The organism is Bradyrhizobium sp. WD16, from assembly GCF_024181725.1.
Classification (GTDB): Bacteria; Pseudomonadota; Alphaproteobacteria; order Rhizobiales; family Xanthobacteraceae; genus Bradyrhizobium_A.
Genome location: NZ_CP028908.1, coordinates 2,962,687 through 2,988,130 on the forward strand (window position 1 = coordinate 2,962,687; position 25,444 = coordinate 2,988,130).

The 25,444-nt window shown below is 67.3% G+C and carries 21 protein-coding genes; 9 read left to right on the plus strand and 12 right to left on the minus strand.

Annotated elements, in window-relative coordinates:
- Nucleotides 1-465: 465 nt before the first annotated feature.
- Nucleotides 466-735 (minus strand): hypothetical protein, encoded by a 270-nt coding sequence (locus DB459_RS13745; protein WP_253713393.1) that lies wholly within the window; start codon nucleotides 733-735, stop codon nucleotides 466-468.
- A 398-nt stretch (nucleotides 736-1,133) separates the two neighbouring features.
- On the opposite strand from DB459_RS13745, the gene DB459_RS13750 reads away from it, so the two are divergent.
- Nucleotides 1,134-2,966 carry a caspase family protein gene (locus tag DB459_RS13750; RefSeq protein ID WP_253713394.1) on the plus strand — a complete coding sequence of 611 codons (1,833 nt, stop codon included), beginning with the start codon at nucleotides 1,134-1,136 and terminating at the stop codon, nucleotides 2,964-2,966.
- The gene (locus DB459_RS13755) at nucleotides 2,963-3,829 is read left to right on the plus strand and encodes a hypothetical protein (RefSeq protein ID WP_253713395.1); all 867 of its coding nucleotides are present in this window, start codon (nucleotides 2,963-2,965) and stop codon (nucleotides 3,827-3,829) included. Before DB459_RS13750 ends, DB459_RS13755 begins: the two co-directional genes overlap by 4 nt.
- 52 nt (nucleotides 3,830-3,881) lie before the next feature.
- Here the strand turns inward: DB459_RS13755 and DB459_RS13760 are convergent, their stop codons facing one another.
- The 8 genes from DB459_RS13760 to DB459_RS13795 all read right to left on the minus strand — a co-directional run bounded on the left by DB459_RS13760 (nucleotide 3,882) and on the right by DB459_RS13795 (nucleotide 14,374).
- Nucleotides 3,882-5,318, minus strand: coding sequence for a pyridoxal-dependent decarboxylase (locus DB459_RS13760; RefSeq protein ID WP_253713396.1), 1,437 nt, complete (start codon nucleotides 5,316-5,318; stop codon nucleotides 3,882-3,884).
- A gap of 21 nt (nucleotides 5,319-5,339) precedes the next feature.
- Nucleotides 5,340-5,969, minus strand: coding sequence for an HAD-IA family hydrolase (locus DB459_RS13765; RefSeq protein ID WP_253713559.1), 630 nt, complete (start codon nucleotides 5,967-5,969; stop codon nucleotides 5,340-5,342).
- 149 nt (nucleotides 5,970-6,118) lie between these two features.
- Complete coding sequence (locus DB459_RS13770; RefSeq protein WP_371926950.1) at nucleotides 6,119-8,428, minus strand: TonB-dependent receptor; 2,310 nt, start codon at nucleotides 8,426-8,428, stop codon at nucleotides 6,119-6,121.
- Nucleotides 8,429-8,585: 157 nt separating this feature from the next.
- The gene (locus DB459_RS13775) at nucleotides 8,586-8,966 is read right to left on the minus strand and encodes a hypothetical protein (RefSeq protein WP_253713397.1); all 381 of its coding nucleotides are present in this window, start codon (nucleotides 8,964-8,966) and stop codon (nucleotides 8,586-8,588) included.
- Nucleotides 8,967-9,133: 167 nt separating this feature from the next.
- On the minus strand, nucleotides 9,134-10,180 hold the full coding sequence (locus tag DB459_RS13780) for a hypothetical protein (protein WP_253713398.1): 1,047 nt from the start codon (nucleotides 10,178-10,180) through the stop codon (nucleotides 9,134-9,136).
- 122 nt (nucleotides 10,181-10,302) lie between these two features.
- The gene (locus DB459_RS13785; RefSeq protein WP_253705714.1) at nucleotides 10,303-11,898 is read right to left on the minus strand and encodes an MBL fold metallo-hydrolase RNA specificity domain-containing protein; all 1,596 of its coding nucleotides are present in this window, start codon (nucleotides 11,896-11,898) and stop codon (nucleotides 10,303-10,305) included.
- Nucleotides 11,895-12,806: a ribose-phosphate diphosphokinase gene (locus tag DB459_RS13790; RefSeq protein WP_253713561.1), complete on the minus strand. Its 912-nt coding sequence runs from the start codon at nucleotides 12,804-12,806 to the stop codon at nucleotides 11,895-11,897. Before DB459_RS13790 ends, DB459_RS13785 begins: the two co-directional genes overlap by 4 nt.
- Before the next feature lie 11 nt (nucleotides 12,807-12,817).
- Nucleotides 12,818-14,374: a thymidine phosphorylase family protein gene (locus DB459_RS13795; RefSeq protein ID WP_253705716.1), complete on the minus strand. Its 1,557-nt coding sequence runs from the start codon at nucleotides 14,372-14,374 to the stop codon at nucleotides 12,818-12,820.
- A gap of 163 nt (nucleotides 14,375-14,537) precedes the next feature.
- Here DB459_RS13795 and DB459_RS27595 point away from each other — a divergent pair, with 163 nt between their 5' ends.
- Nucleotides 14,538-14,930 carry a hypothetical protein gene (locus DB459_RS27595; protein WP_371926740.1) on the plus strand — a complete coding sequence of 131 codons (393 nt, stop codon included), beginning with the start codon at nucleotides 14,538-14,540 and terminating at the stop codon, nucleotides 14,928-14,930.
- Between the two features lie 303 nt (nucleotides 14,931-15,233).
- Here DB459_RS27595 and DB459_RS13805 read toward each other — a convergent pair whose 3' ends face one another.
- The 3 genes from DB459_RS13805 to DB459_RS13815 are packed head-to-tail and all read right to left on the minus strand — an operon-like array spanning nucleotide 15,234 to nucleotide 18,299.
- Complete coding sequence (locus DB459_RS13805; RefSeq protein WP_253705718.1) at nucleotides 15,234-16,520, minus strand: ArgE/DapE family deacylase; 1,287 nt, start codon at nucleotides 16,518-16,520, stop codon at nucleotides 15,234-15,236.
- Nucleotides 16,521-16,569: 49 nt separating this feature from the next.
- A complete protein-coding gene (locus DB459_RS13810; RefSeq protein ID WP_253705720.1) occupies nucleotides 16,570-17,595 on the minus strand; it encodes a histone deacetylase family protein in 1,026 nt (341 codons plus the stop codon).
- Complete coding sequence (locus DB459_RS13815; protein ID WP_253705722.1) at nucleotides 17,592-18,299, minus strand: GntR family transcriptional regulator; 708 nt, start codon at nucleotides 18,297-18,299, stop codon at nucleotides 17,592-17,594. The genes DB459_RS13810 and DB459_RS13815 overlap by 4 nt, the downstream gene beginning before the upstream one ends.
- Before the next feature lie 163 nt (nucleotides 18,300-18,462).
- Here DB459_RS13815 and DB459_RS13820 point away from each other — a divergent pair, with 163 nt between their 5' ends.
- The 6 genes from DB459_RS13820 (at nucleotide 18,463) to DB459_RS13845 (ending at nucleotide 25,287) form a co-directional block, all read left to right on the plus strand.
- Nucleotides 18,463-19,263, plus strand: a complete 801-nt coding sequence (locus DB459_RS13820; RefSeq protein WP_253705724.1) for a class II aldolase/adducin family protein — start codon at nucleotides 18,463-18,465, stop codon at nucleotides 19,261-19,263.
- 22 nt (nucleotides 19,264-19,285) lie between these two features.
- A complete protein-coding gene (locus tag DB459_RS13825; protein ID WP_253705726.1) occupies nucleotides 19,286-20,830 on the plus strand; it encodes an ABC transporter substrate-binding protein in 1,545 nt (514 codons plus the stop codon).
- A 61-nt stretch (nucleotides 20,831-20,891) separates the two neighbouring features.
- Entirely contained in the window at nucleotides 20,892-21,863 is a 972-nt protein-coding gene (locus DB459_RS13830) for an ABC transporter permease (RefSeq protein ID WP_253705727.1), read from the plus strand.
- Between the two features lie 10 nt (nucleotides 21,864-21,873).
- Nucleotides 21,874-22,710, plus strand: coding sequence for an ABC transporter permease (locus DB459_RS13835; RefSeq protein WP_253705729.1), 837 nt, complete (start codon nucleotides 21,874-21,876; stop codon nucleotides 22,708-22,710).
- Nucleotides 22,711-22,712: 2 nt separating this feature from the next.
- On the plus strand, nucleotides 22,713-24,326 hold the full coding sequence (locus DB459_RS13840) for an ABC transporter ATP-binding protein (protein WP_371926741.1): 1,614 nt from the start codon (nucleotides 22,713-22,715) through the stop codon (nucleotides 24,324-24,326).
- A gap of 28 nt (nucleotides 24,327-24,354) precedes the next feature.
- Nucleotides 24,355-25,287, plus strand: a complete 933-nt coding sequence (locus DB459_RS13845; RefSeq protein ID WP_253705731.1) for a glyoxylate/hydroxypyruvate reductase A — start codon at nucleotides 24,355-24,357, stop codon at nucleotides 25,285-25,287.
- Nucleotides 25,288-25,444: the final 157 nt, after the last annotated feature.

The window sequence follows — 25,444 nt, forward strand, 5'->3', positions numbered from 1 at the left end:
CGGCAGTCGTCATTGACTGAAGATCGGGTAGCAATCGGCGTGCCAACGCCAGGCATTATCCGACACGTTGAGAGTCTTGGCGAATTTCGAAAGAAGCGCGGAACCTCAGCGGCGGCGATCGCGGTGCGATGATGCAAATTGTGGCGCTGAATGCCTATTGCATGTGCGAAGAGGCTCGATCCCGCACCACGATCAGGCTCTCGATCAGCGACGCTCGGTCGGCTCCCGCCGCGGACGGATCGCCGCATTCCCCAGCACCGTGGCGCGGCCGCCCGCGTCGGCCGGAATGCCCTCCTGGCTGGTGTAGAATTCGGCGACATCGCCGAGGATTTCGACGAAGGTGGCAGCGCCGTAACCGTCGTCATCGTCATAGGTGCGGTCAAAAGGTGTGCCCCGGCGAAGACGAGCATTCCCAGCGGCGATGGCGGACAGGGGGATGTGCCGAGTTGGAGGGCGCCGGTGCGGCTATCGCGTAGATCGGCTTCGTTGCGACGCGTTCAGCAGCTTCATCTCGCGCCAACGATCGACCGTGCAAATGCCTTTGACGCTTTGAATCACCTCGTCGGCGTGCCGGCTGTCCACTTCGACATGCACAGACAAGGCACGGTCACCGGACACGATCACGGCGCTGGGGATATTCTCGATCAGCGACTCGATGTCGACCGGTGCGGCGCCGCGCGCCGCCTCGTGCATCTTTTCTTCAGTGATCGTCAACAGAAGATGGGTTTGGCTCATGTGCATCCGACCGACCATATCAAAGTATACCATAGCGACGTAAAGGATTCACTTTTTCAGCCGCGCGGTTGGAATCCTTGGGACGCCGAGACCTTCTCGTGACCGCGGCAGTCCAGTGCGCAAGCACATGGGTTCGAACGTCGCACGGGCATAGGCCGTTCGGGCCGAGGTCCTCGGCAAGGTGAGATATTTCCGGTTCCAAAGGTAATCCCTGGGGATCGCAGATCTCGAAATTGAGCTCGTCCTGGTCCATCTCGGGGGTCCGTGGCGGCCGCCGCAGCGAATTCGCTGCTGCCGAGAGTCGTCAACCTCTGCGTGTCTGTCCAGAGAATATTTGATAGTCTCTCTTGGCCGGCGGGCGCCACGAACGGCAGCAGGCTGCATATGAGGGGATTCTCGTGTCGAGGAAGCGCGGTGGGGTCGTCATCGGCGTCGACAAGACCGGCGATCTGCCGGCGCTGGAGGCCTCGGCCCGTGGTGCCGCGAAATTCGGAGCCTGGCTCCAGGATGAGGGATTCGAGGTCAAGACGATCACCGATGCCGACGGTTCGGTGACGGCGTCGCAGATACTGGAAGCCATCACGGGGTTTGTCGCCGCCGGAACGTATGACCAGCTCGTCGTCTATTTCTCCGGTCACGGCTATTGGAAGAACGACTCCGAATTGTGGCTGCTGACGCGCGCGCCGGCCGATGCGAACGAAGCCGTCAACTGGAAGGAGACGGTCGACTTCGCCAAGGACTGCGGGGTTCCGAATGTCGTGCTGATCTCGGATGCGTGCCGGAGCATCCCGACGACGCCCCGGGCGATGCGGGTGCGCGGCAGCATCGTCTTCCCCAACGACGACGTTCGGAGAAACCGCGCCAAAGTGGATCAATTCATCGCGGCGAGCATCGGCACGGCCGCTTATGAAGTATCGCTCCAGGGAGGTCCGAAGGAGAACGTCTTCACCCGTTGTCTGATGCAGGCCTTCGCCCAGCCGGACAGCGATATGGTGGTCGAGGTCGTGGAAGACGGCCAGCAGGTGCGGGTGGTCCCTAATCGTCGGCTGGGGCCTTATCTGCGTCGCGAGGTCGCGACGCTGCTGGCCGGCGTTAACATCACTATGGACCAGGCACCGGACGATGAAGTCCTGTCGGATGACAGCGCCTATATCGGCCACGCCAGGACGACGGGAGCAATCATTGCCAAGTCTCCTCGCGAGGTGCCGCTGGCGGGCCGCGGCCTCGGCGGATCGGCACTGCGCAAGGCCGGCGTCCGCGCCCTACCTCCCGATTTGCGCGGCATCGCCGCGCAGGTCTTCACCAAGGCTCTCGACGAGGGACGATCCCTGCGGCGCGACGTGCCTGCCACCGACGGGACCGAACCCGCGGCGCACCCCGTCATCCCGATCGCCGCCGGGCATCCCGGTTTCGACGAGGCGGTGGCGCGCGCGCGCGGTCTTGCGCCCGATGTTCGGCATTTCGAGACCGATACCGGCTTCGCCGTCCTCGGCGGCCGCGTCGTCGACGCAGCGCTGGCGGGCGGCGGTCGTCTTGATCTGCTGGCGTCGGGGGACGGCGAAGCCGAACCGGCGATTCTGCGCGTCGATCCGGATCGAGCGGCCTGCACCGCCGTGATCCGGCTAGGGGACGGCAATGGCGTGCCGCTGGCGGTGCTGCGCGGCTATGTCGGCCATGTCGTCGTAGACAAAGGTCGTGTGGTGAATGTCAGCTATATTCCTTCCGACAGGAATTCCCGTTTTCCAGACTATGCGGCGCGAGCCTCCCAGCTCGAGAAGCTGCGCGCCGCAGCGGCGGCGGCGATCCAGTTCGGTGTCTTTCGCATCAGCGATCCGCACTCCGCCGAGCGTCTCGCGGCAGAGATTCAAGTGGGCAAAGGCATTGATCCGTCCCTCGGTCTCTATGCCGCCTATGCCTATTGGGAGGCGGATGCGATGGCGGCACTGCATGCGGTCGCCTCGGCCATGCGCCAGGATCTGCAATCCGAACTGTTCGACGTCGCCATGCTCGATCGCGACCGGACCGGCAAGACTGCCGGCCCGGAACTGCCGACTGCTGCGTTCTGTCCGATGCTCGCCCAGGGATGGAATCTGCTCAGGGGCCGGGGGATCAGCTTGCCCGGCGTGCTGGACGACGCGCAGGACGAACTCGCCGGCGGCCTCTGGACGACGTTCCTGCCGCGGCGTGCCGATCTGATCCTCGCTGCTATTCGACAGGGAGAACTGCGATGAAGCTTCTTCTCGTGCATGGACGCGCCCAGGCCGGAAAGGATCCGGTCAAGCTGAAGGCCGAATGGATCGAAGCCCTGGAAAAGGGGCTGCGGAAAGCGGGCCTGAGCCTGCCGGCCGATGTCGAGGTCGACTTCCCGTTCTATGGCGATCAGCTCGATGCATTCGTCCGCCAGTTCGATTTGCCTGCCGAGCCGGGCTTCATGCCTAAGGGAAGTCCGGCATTCGACGAATATGCCGAATTCCGCCGGCAGATCGCCGAAGAGATGCGGCTGCGAGCCGGCATCAGCGACCAGGAGGTGCGCGGGGAGATGGGGCCGGTGCCCACCGAAAAAGGCGTCGAGAATTGGGCCTGGGTCCAGGCCATCGTCCGGCTCCTCGACCGTCATCTGACGGGGATATCGGCAACCACGATCGAAATATTCCTGCGCGACGTCTTCCTCTATACACGGCGCGACGTGGTACGCCGGGCGATCGACAAGACGGTCGCCGCGATGCTGACCGGCGACACCGCCGTGGTAGTGGGGCATTCGCTGGGCAGCGTCGTGGCCTACAATGTCATCAAGGCGGCGCCGAGGAAGGTGCCGCTCTATGTCACCGTGGGTTCGCCGTTGTCGATCCGGGCGGTCCGCCAGCCCCTGCTGCCGATCTCCAATCCGGTCGGTGGGCGCGGCTGGTACAACGCGCTCGATCCGCATGACATCGTTGCGCTGTACCCGCTCGACCGCGAAAATTTCGGGGTCGAACCTGCCATCACCAATTTCTCCGGTGTCGATAACTGGACCGAGAACCACCACGGTATCGTCGGTTATCTCGACGACGTCGACGTTGCGCGGGCGATTTACGCCGGTCTCCAGACCTCATAGAACGCCCCCCCCCGCCGGGCGGCGAGCGGTGCGAATGGCCGATGCACCGGCGTCACCCCCGGTGCGGCAGATGCCGGCGCAGCGCGGCGACGAAATCGTCCATGTCGGCGCGGGTCGTCCGGTGATTGACGATGGCGGCGCGGATCACCGGGCGACCGTCGAGATAGGTCAGGGACGGCGCCGCCTCGCCGCTGACATGCAGCGCTTCGACGAGGCGGGGATTGACGGTGTCGGCGTCGGCCGCGCGCACGCCGAAGCAGACGATGTTCAGCGTCACCGGCGCGTGGACGGTGAACAGGCCGCTGGCCTCCAGCCGTTCGGCGAGATGGCGGGCGACGTCGCAGCACCTGGCCATGCAGGCGCCGAGTCGTTCGGCGCCGAAGGTCTGCAGCGTCACCCAGGTCTTGAGCGCGCGAAAGCCGCGCGACAGGTCCGGGCCGAGATCGCAGGGCCAGACATCGCGGCGGGCGAGACCGGCGTCGGCGCGGGACAGATAGACCGCCTCGCTGGAGAAGGTCTGCAGATGGAGCTTGGCGTCGCGCACGATGACGAAGCCGGCGTCATAGGGCACATGCATCCATTTGTGGAAATCGAGGGCGACGGAATCGGCCCGCTCGATGCCTCCCAGCAGCGGGCGCAATTCCGTCGACAGGCTCGCCACGGCGCCGATGGCGCCGTCGACATGCAGCCACAGGGCGCGCGCGGCGGCGACGTCGGCAATGGCCGCGATCGGATCGAGCGCGCCGGTATTCACCGTGCCGGCGGTGGCGACGACGAGAAAGGGTGTCCATCCGGCGGCGATGTCGGTCTCGATCGCCTGGGCGAGCGCGTCGGGCCGCATCGCGCGGCGATCGTCGGTCGCGATCAGGCGGAGCTGGTCGCTGCCGAGACCGGCGAGCTCCATCGCCTGGCCGATGCACTGATGCGCTTCCGCCGAGGCATAGGCGGTGAGCCGCTGGGGCACGGCCTGCAGGCCGCTCTGCCGCACCGAGGGCCCGAGCAGCCTGGTGCGCGCCACCAAGAGCGCGATGAAATTCGCCATCGACGAGCCGGTGACGAACAGGCCCGACGACGAGGCCGGCAGGCCCAGGGACTGCGCCACCCAGCGGGTGACCTGGCGCTCGACCTCGAGCCCGATATGGTTGCGGCCGCCGCAATTGGCGTTGAGCCCGGCGGCGATCATCTCGGCGATCATGCCGGCCGGCGTGCCGGCGCCGTGCACCCAGCCCATGAACAGCGGATGCGGATTGCCGGTGACATAGGGCCGGATCAGCCTGTCGATGTCGGCGACGACGTCGCCGAGTTCGCGCGGCGCATCCGGCAACGGCGCACGAAACGCCGCGCGCACCTCGTCCGGCGCCTCGCGCCAGACCGGCCGCTCGCGCAGGCTGCGCAGATGGTCGATCATGGCGTCGAGCGCCTGGTGGCCGACGGCGCGGAAGGCGTCCCAGTCCGCCGGATCGAGATCGAGCTTGTCGGTCGCCTTCATTGTCTATCCGCTGTCGCGTGATCAGCTGTGCAGGGAAAGGCCGGTCGCCGCTTCGAGGTCGGCGATGGCCTGCGAAGGATCGACCACCTTGATGGTGGCCATGCCCATCTCCCGCGCCGGCTTGAGGTTGACGCCGAGGTCGTCGAGATAGACGCAGCGGGCGGGCTCGACCCCGAGGGCCTCGACCATCATGCGATAGATCCGCGGGTCAGGCTTGCGCAAGCCGATCTTGGCGGATTCGATGATGTGATCGAACAGCGCCATGACGTCGGCGACATAGAACGATCGGCTGCTGCCGATGCTGTTGGCGGGCAAATTGTTGGTGATGCAGCCGGTCTTGAACCGGCTGCGGATGTGCTTGAGCGCCTCGACCATGGCGGGACGCAGGTCGCCGGCGAGCAGCGGCAGGATCTCCCGGCCGCGGACCTCCGCGCCGAAGTCGCGGGATTCGGCCGCGAACAATTCGTCGAAGGCGTCGAGGTCGATCTCGGCCCGCTCGAACTTCGCCCAGGCGTTTTCGAGGTGATTGGCGGCGTTGGTGTTGCGGATGATGTCGGCGGGCAGGCCGCGTTCGCGCTCGAACCTGGCAAAGGCCTCGAACGGCGACGTGGTCAGCACCCCGCCGAAATCCCAGATCACCGCCTCGATCATCGCGTCCCGCGTCCTCATCATGGACCATGCCCGGTGTGGCTAGCATGGCGCGGCGGCGGGGGCCAGTGCGGCGGGACGTTCGGCGCGTTCCGGCGGTGGCGCGCCGGAGCGCACCACCGCCGGCCGTTCAGGCCTCGTTCGAGGGCTTCTCAGAACTGGACGGTCAGGCGTCCGTTGACCGAGCGGCCGGGTCCCTTGACGTTGTAGCCCCAGGCGGTCGACGTCCCCATCATCGAGACGACCTTGTAGTCGACGAGGTCGGCGCCGCCGAGCGGCAGGTCGTAGGTCTGGTTGAACAGATTGTCGACGCCGAGATCGATCCGCGCATGCTGCCACTGATAGCCGGTGCGGAGATTGACCAGGGCATAGGCGGCGGTCTTCAGCTCATTGCGGACCTGGCTGACCTGGTCCTTCGATCCGACGAGCTGCAGCTCGATGCTGTTGATCCAGCCGCCGATGCGATGGTCGAACGCGAGCTTGGCGTTGATCGGCATCACGTGGTAGAGATCGACGCCGTCGGTGCGCCGCCCCCGCACATAGCCCAGCGTGCCGCGGAATTCGCCGCGGCCATAGGTGAGGTTGTCCCAGATCGCCAGCTTGGTCTCGAGATTGACGCCGTAGAGCGTGGCGTCGTGGTTGGCGAAGCGCAGCGACACGAAGCTGTTCGTCGCGGTGAGATTGTCCGGATTGCTCGCAAGGCAGCTGGCGCTGGCGCAGCGATCGACGTCGATATAGTCCTGAACATAGCTGTAATAGGGCGTCACCTTGATGGCCCAGGTCTGCTGCGCCTCGTCGTGCCAGCCGGCGGTGAAGCTGGCCGTGTGGGCCTTCTCGGGCTTGAGATCGACGTTCCCGGTATAACCGTTGCCGTCGCCGAACCAGCCGATCATGCTCATCGCCATCGCGTTGTTCGACCAGGCATAGCGCTCGTAGAGGTTCGGCGAACGGGTCTTGCGGGCGAAGCCGAACTCGAACAGGCTGCGCTGATCGGGCTCGTAACGCACGAGGCCGGAGCCGTCGACATTCACATCGGTGCGGGCGCGGTCGAGCGCATTGAAGGCGGCGGCGTCAGCCGCATACATGCCGTTGTAGCCGCGTACCTCGCCGGTATTCATCCAGACCACGTCGTTGCGAATGCCGCCGATGGTGGTCCAGCCCGGCGCCCAATGCCGTTCCCACTCGGCGAAAGTGCCGACCCGGCCGCGGCGGCCGTTGTTGATGTTGAGGAAGCTGTTCGGGCCCATCATCATCGATCCGGGGACCGGATCCCACCAGTCCTCGAGCCGGTTGTAGGCGAGCTCGTTGCCGATGCGGATGATGTCGTGTTGCGATGCCGCGATGGTCGCCTTCACCGTGTAGCCGGCATCGGAGCTGTTGGTATCCATGGGCATCCTGCCGGTCTTGTCCGGCTCGATGAAGCCCATGGTGTGCCGGATCTGGTGGATGAAGGCGCTGGTCTCGAACTTGCCCCAGTCGAAATTGCCCTCGTAGCGGCCGTTGAGGTAGAGGCCGCGATTGTAGACCATGTCCATGTATTGGTTGACGTAGCCCTGGTAGGGAATGAACTGGCCGCCGACCTGCAGGGTGAACAGGTTGCCGAAACTCTCCTTGGAAATGCTCAAGGCGTGGTTCTGGGTCTCGTAGAGCGTCGACTTGATCCTGGTGCCGTCGCCCGCCTTGTAATCGCCGGAGCGGACCCAGCCGCCGGTATAGGTCACGCTGGTGTCGCGGTTGGCGATGGTGGCTGTGCTGTCGACGCCGTAGGCGTTGCCGTTGCTGCGGAAGAAGCCGGACAGCAGCGCGCTGGTGACCCAGGAATCACCTCGAGAATCCCCTTGCGCGAATTTCGGCGGGGCGGTGGTGACGTCGATCCGCGCGCCGGTGTAGTCGCCGCCGACGCTCACGGGGGCGACGCCGACATAGGCGCGCATCTTCGCGATCATCGCCGGATTGACGAAGGAGAGCGGTGGATTCATCTCGTTCGGGCAGGCCGGGCTGATCAGCATGCTGTTGATGGCGACCTGGACACGATCGGCGCCGAAGCCGTTGATCGAGGGCAGGCTCGAGACGCCGCCGGCGCCCCACGCCGCGCCGCCGGGCAGCTCGGTGATCAGCGCTGCCGAATCGCTGGACGACAGCCCGCGCTGGAAAGCGGTTTCCGCGGAGATGGTGGTGGTATTGGCGGGGACGAAGCTTGTCTCCTGCGGCCCGGGTGCCGATGGCGCCGGCGCGGCGACAGGGCGCGCGGCGGGCGCCGAGCGCGCCGGCACATGGCGCCCGGTGCTGCGAGGTCTTGCGGGATCGACCACGATGGTGGGCAGCTTGCCGGCGCTCTGGGCCCGGGCCGTCGATGCAGCCGGCGGCGCGAGGCTCGCCATGAACAATAGAGCTGGCGACAGCAGCGCGCTGGTGGCGAGCAGGCGGGACCGGCGTCGGCCGGTGGTGACGGTGATGACCATGAATAAATGTCTCGGCTGGCGCGCGTGCCGTCGTGGCCGCACGCGAAAGACTGGCCCGGACCGGAGGGCGGTCCGGGAGCGATGAGGTCGGGCTCGAGCGATCGCCGCCGGCAACCGTGACGATCTGCAGATTCAATGATTGGGAGAAGGAATCAGCTCAGGCGCTGGCCGGGGGAGCGCGGGCGCGATGGCCGGTGGCGGCCTCGATCGCGATGGCCGCATCCGGAGTGGGCGGCAGCGATGGGACATTGACGGCGATGCGCTGTGGCAAAGCCGGCGGTTCGGCCGGCGACAGCACGGCATCGGCGCGGCTGACGCAGAGCGGGCAATGCAGGACCGGCTTGGCCTTGCCGCTGCCAGCCGGATCGGATGGCGCCGAACTGGCACCGAAACACAAGTCATGCAGCGCGTCGGCGGTCGTGGGCGACAGGCCCGCCAGCAGCGAGCTCGCCAGCATGAGCTGGAGCACGAAGGCATAGGCGGCCGCCAGCGCGGCAACGCGCCCCACACTCCTCGCCCGCGGATGACTGACGATCACGGCTTCAAATTCCCCCGCTGCTTGTTAGCACGAAGCCGGGAAGCCGCAAATGGCGGGCGGTGACAACGGCGATGGCGCCGGCACAGGCACAGGACATTGCGGATCGCTGCAATGCAGATACGAGCGTCAGATCCACAGCACTACGCAGGGCATTGCTGGCGCTCGGCTCAGGGGTGCCGCGCCAGGACCTCGTCGATATCGCGAAGGACGAGATCGTCCGATTTCGGTGTCGCCGCATGAGCGGGCGCGGCGGGATCGGGCTCTGGGGAAGGCGCCGGCGGTCCGGCGGACTTGCCACTCTCCAGATCCTGAGTTGGCGGCGGCCGAGCAGCTGTCGTTGTCTGCGACCGGATTACCTTCAGCGACAGCTTGGGGGCGTGGAGCAGCTGGCTGGCGCGCGTGATGGATTGCATCAGCATGCCCCTGGCGCCGGTGACCGCAGGTAACGCACTGGCGGCCGGGGCTGCCGCGGCCGGGGGAATGTCTGCCGAAGCCGTGTCGTCCGTCGTCGCTGTGGCGGCGGGCTCTGCTGGCGGCGGCGGAGCGGCAGTGGCTCGCAACTCCGCCGCCGGCTCGGCGTTCTCCGTGGCGGTGGTCACCGGCGCGTCCGCCGCCGCGACGATGGACGGCGCAGGCGGTGCCACTTCGGATCGCTCGGATGGGGTGTCGGTTGTCGCCGGTTGTGCCACGGTTTCAAGCTCGGCGCGAACCGGCTCGGCAGCAGGCGCCGGCGGCGCGGCTCGCGGCGGCGCGGCCGGCATCGTGATGACGGGCGGCCACGGCGCCTCGGCGGCGGCAAGCGTCGCGGGACCGACCTCGATCGAGGGGCTGGCGCAAAAACGCGCGGCGACCTCGTCATAGGCGCGACGTGCCCGCGCCTCGCGCATTGCCATGTGCGGCAACACGTCGCCGGCCGGGATCGGACCGATGGTCTGGCGCGGCTCGCCGGCGAAACGAACGTCGATGAAATAAAGGTCGGCGCCGGCGTGGCGGGCAGTCCAGGACAGTCGCGGCCGGTCGTCCAGGCCGGGTCCATGAACGGTATAGCCCTCGAGTTGCGGCGGTCCCCAGCTGGATGCGGTCAGCGGCGACTGGCTCGCTGTCGCGACCGCGGCCGGAACTTCGTCGATAAACGTATCCCTCGCGTCGGCCTCCGATTCAATCGGCGCGCCCTCGACGGTTTCGGCTTGCGCGTCTTCCCGGCTTTCCGCCATCTGGAAATCACCTCGCCAGATGCCGCCGGTCGGGCGGCCGTCGAGGCTATTGTCGTGAAAATTCGGATTACCGCAAGTTGCATGGTGGGCCGCCTGCAGGGAGACGTACCAGCTTACCGAAGTCACTCCGCCTGCAGCGCACGCTGCAGGCGGCGGATGATGACGCCTCGCGTGCGGTCGTCGGCCGCGGCCTCGATCCGGTCGCTGATGTCGAGCACCAGCTTCGACATGTCGTTGTGCCAGTCGAGTTCGGTCACCGCTTCGGGCTCGAGGCGGCGTCGATGGGTGGCGACAAGCGGCGTGGGAACCGCGGCGGAGAGATCGAAGATGTCGTCGAGGGTCGGCTCGAAGATCTTCACCGCGGGAATGATGCGCTCGCTGATCCGGGCGTTGAGGCCGGCGATGGCCTCCTCTTCGCCATGGACCAGGAACAGACCGCGCTGCACCGGACGGCGCGCCGCGATCCACCGCGCCAGTTCGGCGCCGTCGGCATGACCGGAGTAGTCGTCGATGCGGCGGATATTGGCGGCGACCTTGACCTGATTGCCCTGGATCCTGACCGACTTTGCGCCGTCGACAAGGAACCGGCCGAGGGTGCCGTGAGCCTGGTAGCCCGTCAGCAGCACGGTGGCCCTGGCGTTCCACAGCCAGTTGCGCAAGTGGTGGCGGATGCGGCCGGCATCGCACATGCCGCTGGCGGCGATGATGATGTGGAAGCCGGAGAGTTTGGCGATCGACTTGCTCTCCTCCACGGTCTCGGTGAAGCGCAGATGTTTCGAGGCGAGCAGGCGGCCGACATCGACCGCCGGGTCGAGGCTGGCGGCGTTCTGGCGGAACACCTCGGTGGCGCGGATCGCCAATGGCGAATCGAGGAAGATCGGCGCCGCCGGGATCGCGCCACGGTCCATCAGATCGACGAGGTCGACGATCAGTTCCTGGGTGCGTTCGACAGCGAAGGCCGGGATCAGCAGCGCGCCGCCGCGGCCGGCGGCCGCGCGCACTTCGGCGGCGAGGTGGGCGCGGCGGCTGCCCGGCGTCACCGGCTCGCGATCCGTGCCGCCGTAGGTCGATTCCATGATGACATGGTCGAAGCCTGCCGGGGCTTCGGGATCGGGCTGCAGCAGCTTGGCGTCCGGACCGATATCGCCCGAGGCCAATACGCGCAGCGGTTTGCCTGTCTTGCCGGCGTCGGCGAATTCGATCTCGATGGAAGCCGAGCCCAGCAGGTGCCCGGCATTCCAGTAGCGGGCGCGGACGCCGGCGATGACGTCGACCCAGCTCTCATAGCTGACCGCGGAGAAGGATTGCATGGCCGCGACCGCGTCGGCCTGGGTGTAGATCGGCTCGACCTCGCCACGTCCGCGCGAGGCGTTGCGGCGGTTGAGCGCCGCGACTTCGGATTCCTGGATGCTGCCGGCATCGGGCAGCATGTAGGAGCACAGGTCGATGGTGCCGCGCGTCGCCAGGATGCGGCCGGCGAAGCCGTGGCGCACCAGCTTGGGGATCAGCCCGCTGTGGTCGATATGGGCATGGGTGAGGAGAACGGCGTCGATGTCCGCGGCGCGGAACGGAAACTCGCCGTAGTTGAGCTCCTTGAGCGTCTTCTGTCCCTGGAACAGGCCGCAATCGACCAGGAAGCGGCCGGTCGGCGTCGTGAACAGATGGCACGAGCCGGTCACCGTGCGCGCGGCGCCGCAGAAGCGAAGGGTGATGCTCACGGGCGGGACTCCTGACGATGGCCGAGCTCATCGGCCAATGCATCGGCAAACAGGCCGTCGAGCGGGAAGGCATTGGTCGGATGGGGCACGCTGCAGCACGAGCGCAGCGAATGGATGCCGGCGCGGGCAAAGGCGCCGCGCAGCTCCGGTGGATAGAGCGCATGGGTGATCACGGCTTCGATCGAGGCGGCGCCGGCATGGCGCAGCGCCTCGGCACAGGTGATCAGGGTGCCGCCGGAGGAGACGATGTCGTCGGCGAGCAGCATCGGGCGGCCGCGCAGGGCGGCGCGGTCGGAGAATTCGATCTCGACGCTGCGGTCGCCGCGTCGGGACTTGCGCGCCACCTGATGAGCGAGGCCGAGAAGGCCGGCGAGCTCGCCGACCCAGCCTGCCGATTCCGCGTCCGGTCCGACGACCACGGTGGAGCGATCGTACGGTGCGGTCCTGAGCACGGCGGCGATGGCGGGCATCGCCGAGAGGTTGTCGGCCCGGATGCCGGGAAAGACGTCGCCGATCGCCGCGGTGCGGTGCAGATGGGCGTCGACGGTGACGATCCGGTCGACGGTATTCGCCAGCATGCGACCGATGGCGCGCTGGCTGATCGCCTCGCCGTCCCGGAAGGCGGCGTCCTGGCGCATGTAGCAGAGATAGGGCGCGACCAGCACGATCCGCCGACAGCCGCTGCGCCGTAACGCTTCGGCGGCGAAGAGCAGCGCGATCAGCTTGTCGTTGGGACGATCGAGCGAGGCGAAGAGGATCGTGGTCGCCGCCGCGGCGCCGATCGTGACGCGGATCTCGCCGTCCGGGAAGGCGTGGGTGTCGATGACATAAAGCGGCAGTCCAAGCCGGCGCGCCAGGCGGCCGGCTTCCTCCCGGGAGGACGACAGGGCCTGGATGCCGGCAGGCATGCCTTCTGCGCTCATGCCGGCTTCCCGTCCACGGGCGGATGGCCGTTGACCAGATAGCCGTTGCTGCTGCGCACTGCCGCGGCGACGAGCTCGTGCTGGGAGGCGTCGAGGGAATAGATGCGGTAGAGCGGCTCGCCCTTGTCGACGCGGTCGCCCACCTTCTTGAACAGGTCGATGCCGGCGCCCCCGTCGAGCGGCGCGCCCGCGGTGCGGGCGAGGCGGTTGAGCTGCAGGCAGTCGATGCCGGCGACAATGCCATCGGCCTCGGCGCGGACATCGAGGCTCAGGGGGCCGGGCTGGACGGCGCAGGGCGAAGGCCCCTGGGCGTCGATGATCTTCTGCATCTGCTTGAAGGCGGCGCCGCTGTCGAGCAGCTCGCGGGCGCGGGCATAGCCGCTGCCGCCGCGCAGCTGCGGGTCGTACTCCAGGAGATGCGCGGCAAGACGCAACGATTTCTCACGGAGGTCGACCGGCGCCTTCGGATCGCCCGACAGCACCGCCATGACGTCGCGCGCCTCGAGCACCGGGCCGATGCCGTTGCCGATCGGCTGGCGGCCGTCGGTCATGATCACCTCGACGGCGATGCCGAAGCGATCGCCGACGAATTCGAACAGTTTGCGCAGCCGCATCGCCTCCGCGGCATTGCCGAGTTTGGCGGAGGGGCCGACCGGCAGGTCGACCAGGAGGTGGGTCGAGCCGGCAGCCAGCTTCTTCGACATGATCGAGGCGACCATCTGTTCCCGGGTGTCGATGGAGAGCGGACGTTCGACCGAGATCAGGACGTCGTCGGCCGGCGACAGGTTGACGTGCCCGCCCCACACCAGACAGCCATGGCAGGCGGCGACGACCTCCTTCATCTCCTCGACGCCGAGATCGACCCGGGCCAGCACCTCCATGGTATCGGCGGTGCCGGCGGGCGAGGTGATGGCGCGCGACGAGGTCTTCGGGATCGTCAGGCCGTGAGCGGCGACGATCGGCACGACGACCATCGAGGTGCGATTGCCCGGGATGCCGCCGATGCAGTGCTTGTCGACGACGATGGGGGAGGGCCAGCTCAGCCGCGTGCCGGCCTCGGCCATGGCCGCGACCAGGGCCAGCAATTCGTCGCTGGTCATGAAGCTCGCCGAACTGATCAGGAAGGCGGCGATCTCCATGTCGGAATAGCGGTAGTGGGCGACATCGTTGACGATGGCCCGGATCTCGTCGGCGCTCAGAATGCGGCCCTGGATTTTCCCCCGTACCGCATCGAGGCTTGCCGGCGGCGGCGCGGGCGTCACGGCAACGAGGCTGCCCACCGGCTCGTTGAAGCGGCGGAAGGCGGGCTGCGACAGCCCGAGCTCGTCGGGGCCGACCAGGCTGTCGTCGTCGGTGATCAGCAGGGTGGCGAGCAGGACTTTGCTGTTGCAGCGCAGCTCGACGCGGCTGAAGCCACGGAACACTTCCGGGCGCAGGGCCAGCGAGCGGCGGGAGACCACCGCGACATTTTCGCGGCCGGTGTCGAGCGCGAGGCGCGAAACGGTGAGCGGCGGCCGCGGCGGGTTTCCTCTCGCTTCGGCTCGTTGCTCCATGTCCAGTCCTCGTCTTCTGCGCCGCCCAACACTGTTGTCGATAGTCGCCGTCGGGCCAAGGGTCTTGATCTAGATCACAACCGGCGGGGTGGCGGTTATTGTGCCGGTCAGGCCGCGCCGACGGGCGGCCTGCAGCAAGTCCGCTTGACCGGAGCCGGCGGCAGTGAAACTTGCGCCCAATGCCGGAAGCCCAGGCGGCGACCGGCCCTCCAACGACGACCATACAAAGAAAAATCCGTCGGGAGGAATTCGAGCCCATGACGACCGCGACGAGCACCGCGCCGCAATCCCGGCTGCGCAGCAACACCATTGCCGACGGCTTCCGGCGCGCCGCTTCGGCCTGCCCGACCCGAAATGGATCGAGGCGGTCACCGCGATCGTGGTGTTGCGGCCGGGCCACGCGCCCGACGAGGCTGGTCTGATTGCCCATGCGCGCACCCGGCTTGCCCCGTTCAAGGTGCCGAAGAAGGTGATCTTCGCCGACAAGTTGCCGCGCAACACCGCCGGCAAATTGCTCAAGCGCGAGTTGCGGGCGCACTACGCCAAGGCGGGGTGAAATCCGATTGTTCGCCACGGCGTCGTCGGCCCAGGCGCGTCCCACCCGCCGCCGTCATCGCCCGACTTGATCGGGCGACCCAGTACACGGGGCGCCGATGGAGCACACTGCGTCGGCTGCTGTGCACCATTGCGACGACACGGCGTACTGGGCCCTCCACTTTCGTGGAGGGCGACAGCGATGTGCGGCGACGCCATGCCCGCCACACGCTCCATCGTCATGCCCGCGCTTGCCCGCCTCTCCGCAAGAAAGACGTAGATGACCGGCACGAAGCCCGGCCATGACGAGGGTCTCGCTTTCACGCTACCCCGCCGCCTCCACCCCGCACCACTCGGCGATGAACAGCGCGATCGCGGTGGTGACGCGCCGGAGCGAGGCGAGGCTGACGCGTTCGTCGAAGCCGTGAAGGTTTTCGCCGATCGGCCCATAGCACAGCGTCGGGATCTGATCGAACAGCGCATAGACGCGGGCGTCGAGATAAGAGAGCGCGGTGAAGCTCTCGAGTGCGCCGCCGGTCGCGGCCTGATGGGCGCGGGCCAGCACCGCCTCGGCCTCCGAGCCCTCCTCGAGCACATAGCCTTCCGCCTGAAAGCCGTTGAAGGTGACGGTCGGCGGGATGTTGGCGAGAAAGCCGTCGGCGCGGGCGAAGGCGGCGACACGGTCGGCGACCTCGCGCATCGCGGCCTGCGCGCTCGTTCCGGGCACGATCGAGATGCGGCAGTCGACCTTGCACCAGCACGGCACCGAGGAGGCCCAGTCGCCGCCGGCGATCTTGCCGATATTGAGGTTGACCGGATGGGGAACGTCGCGGAAATGCGGCTGCGCCGTCGCCCTCTCGTTCCACTCCGCCTCGAGCCGGCGCAACTCGCCGATGACGCGATAGGCCGCATCGATGGCGTTGCTGCCGGCGCCCATGCGCTGCACATGGACCGGCACGCCGCGAACCTCGATATGGAACCAGATTACGCCGATATTGGCCCGCACCAGCATTTCGTTTTCCGGCTCCGGGATCAGTGCCGCATCGGCGCGATAGCCGCGCAGATGCGTCATCAGCGCGCCGTTGCCGGTGGATTCCTCCTCGACCACCGACTGGACATAGACCGTCGCCGCCGGTTGCAGGCCGGCGCGGCGCAGCGCATCGAGGGCGAAGATGTTGGCGGCGTGGCCGGCCTTCATGTCGGCGCCGCCGCGGCCGTAAAGCCAGTCGCCCTCGATGGCCGGCTCGAACGGCGGGTGGCTCCACATCGATGCCGGCCCCTCCGGCACGACGTCGACATGGGCCTGCAGGATCAGCGAGCGGCCGGTCTCCTGGCGCGGGCGATGGATGCCGACGACGATCGGCGCCTCGGAATGCTCGGGGCTGAAGGCGCCGCCGCCGGGATGGCGTTCGATCGCGCTGCGCTCCATGGCGAAGCGTTCCATGGTGTAGCCGCGGTCGCGCAAGGCGCGGAAGACGAAGTCCTGGACCGCATGCTCCTCGCCACGCCGCGAGGGAAAGCGGATGAAGTCGCGGGTGAAGGCGATCTGGGCATCGAAGCCGTCGGAGACGGCGGCAGCGATGCGGTCGCGCACCGAAGGATCAAGCGGCATTGGGGAGAACCTTTCGAAAACAGGAACTGCGGGCGAGAAGCTCGGCGGCTCAGCGCGCGCTCTCGAAACCTTCGAGGAAGGCGGCGAGATTGTCGCCGAGCACATCGGAGAGATAGCCGCCTTCCTGCACCAGCACGGTCGGCAGGCCGAGCCGGGCCACCGCCGCGCCGATGCGCCTGAAGCCGGGCGTCGTGACCTTCAGCGCGGCCAGCGGATCGTGCTCGGAAGCGTCGAGCCCGAGCGCCACCACCAGCGCGCCGGGGGCGAAGCTGGCGATGGCGCGGGCCGCGCCTTCGAAGGCGGCGAGATAGCCGTCGTCGCCGGTGCCGATGGCGAGAGGAATGTTGAGATTGGTGCCGAGGCCCGGGCCTTCGCCGCGTTCATGGGCATAGCCCCAGACGAAGGGATAATAGGCCACCGGATCGGCGTGGATCGACACCGTGTAGATATCGGGCCGGGCATAGAAGATGCCCTGGGTGCCGTTGCCGTGATGGACATCGACGTCGAGAACGGCGACGCGCGCATGCGCCTGGCGCAGGTGGGCGGCGGCGATCGCGCTGTTGTTGAGGAAACAGAAGCCGCCGGCCATGTCGCGGTAGGCGTGATGGCCCGGCGGCCGGCACAGGGCGTAAATCGCATCCTCGCCGTCGAGCACGAGCTGGGCCGCGGTGGCGGCGACGTCGGACGCCGCGCAGGCGCCGGCCCAGGTGCCAGGGCCGATCGGGCAGGCGGTGTCGGCGGTGTGCCAGCCGAGCTTGCCGACGATATGGCTCGGATAGGTCGCCGCGTGCCGCACCGGATGGATGTTGGCGATCATTTCCGGGCCGGCATCGCCGAGCGCGAGCCATTGCTCCCAGGCGGTGGCGAGGAAATCGAGATATTCGGGGCTGTGGATCTGGGCGCGCGGGCCCTGGCCGAAGGCGGTCGGCGCAACCAGCGTGTGCCGGCCCTTGGCGAGACCGTGCAGCAGCCGGTCGGCGCGTTCCGGCTGCTCGGTGGTGCGCTTGATGACGCCGCGCACCAGGAAGAACTGAGGGTCATGGCTGCGATGGGCATCGCTGTAGACAGCTTTCACCGTGAGACTCCATTGCCGAGGTTCGGGATATCACGGACCAGCCGACCGACTTCGGTCCATGCTGTGCCGATGTGATGGTCGAGGTGGGCGCCGATGCGCTCGGGGTAGCCCTGCTCGATGGCGGCCAGCAGCGGCTCGTGGGTGGCGGCGATGCGGCGCGGATCGTCGTAGAGCCGGCCGATCAGCCCGATCACCATGCGCAGTTCGGAAGCGAGGTCGTCGAAGATCCGCAGCAGCCGCCGCGAGCCGGCGATCTCGCAGATCAGGCGATGGAAGCTGTAATCCTCCTCCACCTGTCGCGACGGATCGTCGAGTTCGGCGGTCTCGTACAGCACCTCGAGCTGACGGCGCAGCGCGCGCCGATTGGCCGGCGTCAGGTTCCGTGCCGCGAGCACTGCGGCGTGGCGCTCGACGCAGAGGCGCAGGTCGTAGATCTCGTCGATGTCGGTGACGTCGAGCTTGCGCACGAAGAAGCCGCGGCGCGGATGTGACACCAGCAGTCCCTGGCGTTCCAGGAGCCGTGCCGCCTCGCGCACCGGAGCGCGGCTGATGCCGAGCTCGCGGGCGACGCCGGCCTCCACCACCTTCGCACCGGGCGACAGCCGGCCCTCGATGATGGCTTCGGTCAGTCGGCGCGCGACCTGACCGACGAGGTCGCTATCGGTGAGCGCGTTGAGGCCGACTGGCGGCGCGACAGGTCGCATGAGGAGGTTTCCGTTTGTTCTCGCTGTACACTTTTTAAGCGTCGATTGTCGACAGTTTAATCTTGAAGGATGGACCTGGATTGTATTGGCTGACGGTCGATGGCGCGGGACGGCTGCCGATGCAGTCATTCGCTTGCGCGTTCCAGTTGTGAGCCGTTCGACGATGTCCGACCGCGCTGTCGTGTCACGCCTTTCGTCATCCGCGTCCAATGCAGGGGATGATGATGCCTGCCGTCAGGCGCGCATCGATCTCGCCGCCTGCTACCGGTTGATTCACCGCCTCGGGCTCGACGACAGCATCTACACCCACATTTCGGCGCGGCTGCCCGGCACACATGACCGGTTCCTGATCAATCCTTATGGCCTGCGCTTCGAGGAAGTGACGGCGTCAAATCTCGTCATTGTCGATGTCGACGGCAGCGTCATCGACGATCCGGTCGGCCTCGGCATCAATCCGGCGGGCTTCACCATTCACAGCGCGGTGCATGCGACGCGCCATGACGTCGCCTGCGTGCTGCACACCCACACCGTGGCGGGCGTCGCCGTGTCGTCCCAGGCCGACGGACTGCTGCCGCTCAACCAGTGGTCCATGCAGTTCACCGGCAGGCTCGCCTATCACGACTACGAAGGCATCGCGCTCGACCTCGACGAGCGCTCGCGCCTCGTCGCCGATCTCGGCGACAAATTCGTCATGGTGCTGCGCAATCACGGCCTGCTCACCTGCGGCCGCTCGATCGGCGAAGCCTTCAAGCTGATGCACAATCTCGAACGCTCATGCCGGGCGCAGCTCGCGATCCAGGCTGCCGGCGCGCCGGTCGCGCGCCTCTCCAATTCGGTCGCGGTCAAGGCTGCCGGGCAATATGCCGCCGGCTATGACCGCATCGAAGTGCAGGGCCAGCCGGACACCGAATGGGCGGCGTTCAAGCGCATGCTCGATCGCAGCGATGCCGGTTATGCCGACTGACAGGTCACGACGGGGGACGAGGATGCTGAAGCGTGTAATGCTGGCCGTGATGCTCACCTCCAGCGCGGGCGCCCTGGCGCAGGAGCCGAAGGCCGGGGGCGTCGTCAACGTCGTGATCCAGCCCGAGCCGCCCGGCCTGATGGTCGGCATGGTGCAGAACGGTCCGACCCAGATGGTGGCCGGCAATATCTTCGAGGGCCTGTTGCGCTACAGCCCGAAGCTCGAGCCGCTCCCAAGCCTCGCCGAAAGCTGGGCCGTGAGCGACGACGGCAAGGTCTACACCTTCAAGCTCAAGCCCGGCGTCACCTGGCATGACGGCAAGCCGTTCACCGCGGCCGACGTGCTGTTCTCGATCGATTTCCTCCGTCAGAACCATCCGCGGGCCAAGAACAACCTCGCCCAGGTCGAGAAGGTCGACGCGCCGGACGATCTTACGGTGGTGTTCACCCTCAAGCAGCCGTTCGGGCCCTTCCTCGGCATCTTCGAGGTCGGCTCGCTGCCGATGATTCCCAGGCACATCTATGAAGGCACCGACTGGAAGACCAACCCCGCGAACAACGCGCCGATCGGCACCGGTCCCTTCATGTTCAAGGAATGGAAGAAGGGCGCCTTCATCCATCTCGTGAAAAATCCCAACTACTACGTGAAGGGCCGGCCCTACCTCGACGATATCTACTGGCAGGTCATTCCCGACGCGGCGGCGCGCTCGGTTGCCTTCGAGACCGGCAAGGTCGACGTGCTGCCGGGCGGCTCGGTGGAGAATTTCGACGTGCCGCGCCTCGCCAAGCTCAAGGACACCTGCACCACCGGCGCCGGCTGGGAGTTCTTCAGCCCGCTCGCCTGGATGTGGCTCAACAACCGCGGCGGGCCGACCGCCAACAAGAAGTTCCGCCAGGCGGTGATGTTTGCGGTCGATCGCAACTTCGCCAAGGACGTGATCTGGAACGGCTTCGGCAAGGTCGCCACCGGCCCCGCGGCCTCGACCATCAAGTATTACACCGCCGACGTGCCGAAATACGACTATGACCCGGCCAGGGCCAAGGCGCTGCTCAAGGAGGCGGGCTACAACGGCGAGAAGGTGCGCCTGATGCCGCTGCCCTATGGCGAGACCTGGCAGCGCTGGGGCGAGGCGGTGAAACAGAATCTCGCGGACGTCGGCATCAATGTCGAGATGGTGGCGACCGACGTCCCCGGCTCCAACCAGAAGCTCGGCGACTGGGACTACGACATCGGCTTCAGCTATCTCTATCAATACGGCGATCCGGCGCTCGGCGTCGGCCGCAACTACGTCTCGAGCCAGATCTTCAAGGGCGGTGTCTTCAACAACGTCGAGGGCTATTCCAATCCCGAGGTCGACCAGCTCTTCGCCGACGGCGCGGCGGCGCCTTCGGACGCCAAGCGCAAGGAGATCTACGAGAAGGTCCAGAAGATCCTGGTGGAGGACGTGCCGGTGGCCTGGCAGCTCGAACTGCAATTCCCGACCATCAGCCGCTGCTACGTGAAGAACCTCATCACCACGGCAATCGGCGTCAATGACGGCTTCCGCGACGCATGGCTCGACAAGTGAGACGATTGCGGCGGGACCGGACACTGTCAGACCGTGAGACGATGAGGGAGGTCGCGCGCTGATGCTGTCCTTCGTCGCCCAGCGCGTGGTCAAGGGCGTGATCGTGCTGCTTGCGATCGTGGTCCTGAACTTCTTCCTGATCCGTCTCGCGCCGGGCGATCCCGCCCTGGTGATGGCCGGCGAGGCGGGGGCGGGGGACCAGGCCTATGTGGCGCAGATGCGCGAGAAGTTCGGCCTCGACCGTCCGCTGGCCGAGCAGCTGCTGATCTATGTGAAGGGCATCGCCAGCCTCGATCTCGGCTACTCGGTCCGCCAGGAAGCGCCGGTATCGAAGCTGATCTTCGAGCGGCTTCCCGCCACGCTGTTGCTGACGCTGTCGGCCTTCACGATCTCGCTCGTGTTCGGCATCCTGTTCGGCGCGCTGGCCGCGCGTTTCGCCGGCACCTGGGCGGATACCGCCATCACCACGCTGGCGCTGCTGTTCTATGCGACGCCGGTGTTCTGGGTGGCGCTGATGGCGATCCTTCTGCTCTCGGTGTGGATGGATTGGCTGCCGAGCTTCGGCTACGAGACCGTCGGCGCCAACTACACCGGCTTTGCCCATGTGCTGGATGTCGGCGCCCATCTGATCATGCCGGCGCTGACCATCGGCCTGTTCTTCATGGCGACCTATGCGCGCATGACGCGGGCGTCGATGCTCGAGGTCCAGCGGCTCGATTTCATCAAGACGGCGCGGGCCAAGGGCCTCTCCGCCGGCGTCATCCTGCGCCGTCATGTCCTGCGCAATGCGCTGCTGCCGGTGGTGACCCTGGCGGGGCTGCATTCCGGCACCTTGATCGGCGGCGCGGTGCTGACCGAAACCGTGTTCGCCTGGCCGGGCATCGGCCGTCTGATGTACGAGGCGCTGCTGCAGCGCGACTACAATCTGCTGCTCGGCGTCTTCGTGGTCTGCTCGGCGATGGTGCTGGTCTTCAATCTTCTGACCGATCTCGTCTATCGCACGGTCGACCCGCGTATCCAGGTCACGGCATGAGGTGCGCGCCATGAAGCTCGTCAAGGCGCTCCTGCGTCATCCCGGTGGGCTGATCGGCCTTCTGATCCTGGTTCTTGCGATTGCGGTGGCGATCGGCGGGCCGATGCTGTTTTCCGGTTCGCCCTGGCGCATGGTGCAGCGGCCCTTCCTGCCGCCCTTCATGCTGGCGACGGCGCCGCTCGGCACCGATGCGCTCGGCCGCGATGTCATGGCCGGGCTGATCTTCGGTGCGCGGGTGTCGCTGCTGGTCGGCCTGGTCTCGACCCTGGCCGCGCTCGCGGTCGGCGTGCCGCTCGGCGCGGTGGCCGGCTATTTCGGCGGCCGCATCGACGATGCCCTGATGCGCTTCAGCGAATTGTTCCAGACCGTGCCGAGCTTCGCGCTGGCCATCGTGCTGGTGGCGATCCTCACGCCGTCGATCTATTCCATCGTCGCCGCCATTGCCATCGTCAGCTGGCCGCCGGTGGCGCACCTCGTCCGCGGCGAGGTGCTGTCGCTGCGCTCCCGGGAATATGTCGAGGCCGCCGTGGTCACCGGCCAGACGACCTGGACCATCATCTGGCGCGAGATCCTGCCCAATACCCTGTCGCCGGTGATCGTGCAGGCGTCGCTGATGGTGGCGACCGCGATCCTGCTCGAATCCTCGCTGTCCTTTCTCGGCCTCGGCGATCCCAACCTGATGTCCTGGGGCTATATGGTCGGCGCCGGCCGTACCGTGATCCGGCAGGCCTGGTGGATCACAGTGTTTCCCGGCGTCGCCATCCTGCTGTCGGTGCTGGCGCTGAACCTGATCGGCGATGGCCTCAACGACGTGCTCAACCCGCGCCTCGCGCGCAACGGGCGCTGATCATGGCGGCGGTGGTCTCGATCCGCAATCTTCGCATCGCCCTTCCCGACGGCGGCGATCGCGCTCATGCGGTGGCCGGCGTGTCGTTCGATCTCGCCGCCGGCGAGATCGTCTGCGTGGTCGGCGAATCCGGCTCGGGCAAATCGATGTGCGCCCACGCCCTGATGGGGCTGCTGCCCGACACCGTGCGCGTCGACGGCGGCGAAATCCTCTACCAGAACCGCAACCTGCTCGATCTCGATGAGGATGGCTGGCGCGACCTGCGCGGTCGCGGCATCGCGATGGTGTTCCAGGAGCCGATGACCGCGCTCAATCCCCTGATGCGGATCGGCGACCAGATGATGGAGATGTTCGAGGCCCACGGCCGATCGACCGGGCGCGAGCGCCGCCGGCGGGTGCTCGAGCTCGCCGCCGAAGTGGGCTTGCCCGATCCGCCACGCATCATCCGCGCCTATCCGCACCAGCTCTCCGGCGGCCAGCGCCAGCGCGCGATGATCGCCATGGCCCTGGCGCTCGAGCCCGCGGTGCTGGTCGCCGATGAGCCGACCACGGCGCTCGACGTCACCACCCAGGCGCAGATCCTTGCGCTGATCCACGATCTGCAGCGCCGCCACAACATGGCGGTGATGTTCATCACCCACGACTTCGGTGTCGTCGCCGACATCGCCGATCGCGTCGTGGTGCTGCGTCACGGCGAGGCGGTGGAGCAGGGCAGCGCCGCCGAGGTGCTCAATCACCCGCAGCACGCCTACACCAGGGCGCTTCTGGCGGCGGTGCCGTCGCTCGACCCGCCGCCGCGGCCGGCGCGCGAGGGCGGACACAAGGCGGTCGAGGTCATCGGCCTCGACAAGACCTATGTCACCTCGGGCGGCTGGTTCCGGCCCGACCGCGAGGTGCGCGCCGCCATCGGCGTCAATTTCTCGATCCTCAAGGGCGAGACCCTCGGCCTCGTCGGCGAATCCGGTTCGGGCAAGTCGTCGGTCGCCCGCCTCGTGATGCGGCTGATCGCGCCCGATCGCGGCACCGTGCGGCTCGGCGACACCGATCTGACGTTGCTCGAGGGCGCCGCCCTGCGTGATGCCAGGCGTCGGATCCAGATGGTGTTCCAGGATCCCTTCGCCTCGCTCAATCCGCGGCGCAGGGTCGGCGATATCATCTGCGACGGGCCGATCGCGCACGGCGCTGCGCCCGGCGAGGCGCGCCGGCGCGCCGGCGAGCTGCTCGCCATGGTCGGCCTCGACGCCAGCGCCCTGCAGCGCTACCCGCACGAATTCTCCGGCGGTCAGCGCCAGCGCATCGGTATCGCCAGAGCCCTGGCGCTCGATCCCGAGGTCATCGTCGCCGACGAGGCGGTGTCGGCGCTCGACGTTTCGGTCCAGGCGCAGGTGCTCAAGCTGCTCGAGGACCTCAAGACCCGTCTCGGTCTGTCGATGCTGTTCATCACCCACGACTTGAGAGTGGCAGCGCAGATCTGCGACCGTATCGCGGTGATGCAGCGCGGCGAGATCGTCGAGCTCAAGCCGACCGAGGCATTGTTCGCCGCCCCTGAACATCCCTATACTGCGGCGCTGCTCGCCGCCGTGCCGGGCCGCCACGGATCTCCGCAAGCCGCCTGACCCCACTCCTGACGAGCTATTCCTGACCATGCATTGTGTATTGCTGAGCGAGACGCTCGACCTGCGCGGCTATCTCGCGTCCGAAATCGACCGACTCAGGGACCGCATTACTTTCGTCGATCATCCTTGTGCCGACGCCGACGAGGTGCGCCTCGCGGTGGCCTGGGATCCGCCGGCGGACGGCTTCTCGCGCTATCCCAAGCTCGCCGCCGCCTGTTCGATCGGCGCCGGCGCCGACAGCATCCTGCGCTGCCCGAGCCTGCGCGCAGGCGTTGATGTGGTGCGGGTGGTCGAGCCGGCCCAGGCGCAGATGATGTCGGGTTTCGTGCTCTGGCACGCCATCGGCCATCAGCGCGGCCTGCCGATCTATCGCGACCAGCAACGCCGGCAACTGTGGCGGCGCATTCCGCAACGCGCGGCGCGGGATATCCCGGTCGCGATTCTCGGTTTTGGTGCCATGGGCAGCCGCGCCGCGCAGGATTTCGCCGCGCTCGGCTTTCCGGTGCGGGTCTGGAGCCGCAGCGCGCGGCCGGCGCCGCAGGGGATCGCGGCTTTTCATGACGTCGGGGGGCTCGCCGCCGCGGTCGAGGGCGCCGAGATCGTGGTCAATCTGTTGCCGCTCACGCCCGAGACCCGCGGCATTCTCGACGCCCGGCTGTTCGCGCGGCTGCGTCGAGGCGCCTTTCTCATCCATGTCGGCCGCGGCGAGCATCTCAACGAGGCGGATTGCCTCGCTGCGCTGGCCTCCGGCCAGCTCGCCGGCGCCGCGCTCGACGTCTTCGCCGCCGAACCGCTGCCGGCGGATCATCCGTTCTGGGATCATCCCGGCGTGATGGTGACGCCGCACGATGCCTGCGACGTCAGTGTGCCGGCGGTCGCCGACACCATCCTGGCGACCGCCGCGGCGCTGGAGCGGGGCGAGACGCCGCCGCACACTGTCGATCGTGTCCGGGGTTATTAGGCGCGGATTTGACATTCGCGAGCCGTCTTGTCGCGGGCTGCCGAAGCCAATGTCAGATCCAAGAACGCCACTGCCGCGCGCGTGAAGAAAGCGCATCGGATCAGGTTGGCTGCTTGACGCGCGTGCCGCGTGACCGGGTGGGCCTCGTGGCTCCAGA